General features: G+C 47.3%; 1 protein-coding gene. It reads right to left on the bottom strand.

Features of this window, described 5'->3' with window-relative positions; all coding sequences use genetic code 11:
• Nucleotides 1-282: 282 nt before the first annotated feature.
• On the bottom strand, nucleotides 283-2,634 hold the full coding sequence (locus Abci_RS13310) for a Hint domain-containing protein (RefSeq protein ID WP_084597684.1): 2,352 nt from the start codon (nucleotides 2,632-2,634) through the stop codon (nucleotides 283-285).
• Nucleotides 2,635-2,939: the final 305 nt, after the last annotated feature.

The raw sequence follows: 2,939 nt of genomic DNA on the forward strand, positions 1-2,939 counted from the left end.
CGTTCTGTCTCCACAAAACCCGGGGCAATTCAGATCGGGCTCGCCAATATCGTCTACAGTATGCGCCGCTTCCTCTTCCTCGAAAGATTGAACGCGAGCGCATAGCCATCCAGCGGGGGACAACTCCCAATCTGCTCAAAAAGCAGACCGGAGGCCATCGCAAAAACCGTCAATCAGGGGTTCTTCGATCCCTCCACGTTCCAGAAATTACGACAGCGGCCCGGATTTCTTCTGATCTCTGGTGATTCTGTCCCGGGGAATAACCCGGGACAGAATAGAACATCAGGCTTTCAGAGCCTGATGCTCAGAGATCGTCTCGTCCAGGACATACGGACCTGCGGCCCTGACTTCGATTGCCATCAGGCCGATAGTTCCTGGTGTGCGTTTCCCCAGGGGAAGCTGAGCATTTCCGCTGGTCCAGCGCATGGTTCCCTCTTCTACGTTGTTCCAGCCTGAGAGCTGGGTATCGTGGAGGTGGTCGGTCAGCGCGTGTTTCCGGTTGCTTTCGAACAGGGTAATTTCTCCAACCAGAACACCGAGAGAGCGGCGGTCATCAACAAACGGTCCGATCACATCACAGGGACGGCTGGCATTGGAGACAATCCGAACGCTTTCGACGCCTGCGGGGATCATGAACATGACCCGTCCGTTGTTCTGCCGTGCCGGACGAATGATCGCTCCTGCATCCGTGGTCAGGTGCAGGTCACTATCGTTTGTCAAAGGACGGGCTTCGGCCTGGATCGCAAAACCAGCCTTGTCCGCGTGGCTCTCAATCTTGCGGAAGAGAGGTTCGACCGTTTCTCTGGAAACGGTCAGGGGTACGGCCGCATCATCCCAAGTCAGGTTCCGGCTGCCACCGATCGAGACAATGTTTCCCTTCTGGGAGAAGGCGCGACGGTTTCCGGTATCGAGGTAGCTCTCGGTGAGCATGCCATCGGCCATGATGACCGAGTGATCTTCGGTTTCGATGTGGTAGTAGTCGTAAGACGTGATGGATTTGTCGAAGAAGATCGAACGACCATTCACAAGCATACGGGCCGGGACGAACTGTCCATCAAAGAACAGGCAGTGTTCTGCCGTGATCAGCATGTCTTTGAACGGAACTCCGTCCGCAATCGCATCCTTGAGAATGCGGACCGGATAACCTGCCTCGTCATCAGGAAGATGGGCACGAACGTTGCAGCGTGCCTGACCTGCCCAAGTCACACGACGGATAGTTTCTATACCATTGATGTGAGCAACAATTTCATCTTCGACAGCTAGGTCCTCGACTAAGGCTCTACCAAATGGGGTTTGAATCTGGCTACCCGAAAGAAAACAAACTTCGGCAGATGCACCACCATGGCCATCATCGGAGAGGACAAAACCGGTATTTTTCACACCAGGAATATTCAGAGTAATGGTGTTACCATTTTTTAGTGTAACCACAACCTGATCATCTGAGGGATAAGCATAAGATGCTCCATCTGCCGAAACCCCAGGCAGATCAATGCTATCAGAATTCCCAGGCTGGCTACCACTCCAACCACTGATCACAGTGCTAACGGTCCCACCGCTTTCCAGGCCAGAAATAGTGAGTCCGTTATTAGTATTACCTGTGAGATCAATTGTACCACCAGCATTGTTCCAAATGCTAGCAGAGCCACCATCCAAAATTGTGATAATTCCTGAAATTATTGCTGTACTTGCTACGGAAACCCATCCTCCACTAGAAATGGTTGTTGAACCTATATTACTATTTGAATCCGCATAAATAACACCACCATTTGAAACATTACTATTATTAGCAATTCCTCCTGAAGTAATTTCCAATACACCCCCTGAGTTAATAAGTGTACCAGAAGCTGTTCCAGCCAATCCAATCCCACCATTACTTCCAATAATGGTATTAAAAGATGTTCCTCCGCTACTAATAGAAACAGCAGCATATGCTGTTACAGTGCCACCACTAAGTATAGATCCTGATTGAATTATATTAACGCCAGATATTTTGGCATCTGACGCCGCACTTATAAGTCCACCAGAGCTTACAACAATATTGTTTATACTTCCATTGCTGTCTACATCTAATTTACCTCCACCTTGTATATTTGATGCATCAGCTAGACCACCAGACGTTACTTCGATTACCCCACCAGATTGAACAATAGTATTTTTTGCTATACCGGCAACTCCAAGGCCACCAGCACTAGCAATAGTGGTATCAATTGAACTACCTCCAGCACTAACGACTAGGGCTGCATAATCAGTTACAGTACCACCACTGAGAGTACCTCCCGACCGAATTTTGCTGACCCCATTAAGAATTGCTCCTGAGGCACCCTGGTATATACCACCGTCACCAATAGAAATACTTGTAGTAATGCCACCAGCACTAACAAAATAAGTTCCACCTGACTGGACATGTCCTCCAGATAATAAACCACCATTTTCAACAACAATTTTTCCGTTTGTCTGTGTAATCCAATTATTTTTTCCATCTGTTTCAATTAGAATGCCACCATTTCTTATTACTATTTCCCCATTATTCTGAACTGTCTGAAATTCACCTATACCACCTGAAGAAATTACTTCTTGATAATTATCAACAGTTACATTGGAAATTTTTTGTCCATTGTTAATGATAGTAGACATTATTTCTTATCCTTTTGCACATTGAATAACCGTCAAAAGGTTATTCTAAGAGTTTCTTTATAGCAAACATTTTGTTTTATGAAATTGATATAAATCATCTGGAGATGAATTGCCCCGGGTTTTGTGGAGACGTGGAGGGTTCGAAAAACCCTCTGGTTTTGAGACCAGCTCTGTGATTCCCTTCCTCCGGTTCTGATTGGAGGAAAGGATGATGAAGCAGTCTGGTTTCTTTGATGTTGAAGAGCGTCTTGCCCGGCTGAGCGGGCTTGGCGATCAGCTCGAAGCGTTTTCCCGGACTGTGGATT

The sequence above is a fragment of the Acetobacter cibinongensis genome, assembly GCF_000963925.1.
GTDB lineage: Bacteria > Pseudomonadota > Alphaproteobacteria > Acetobacterales > Acetobacteraceae > Acetobacter > Acetobacter cibinongensis.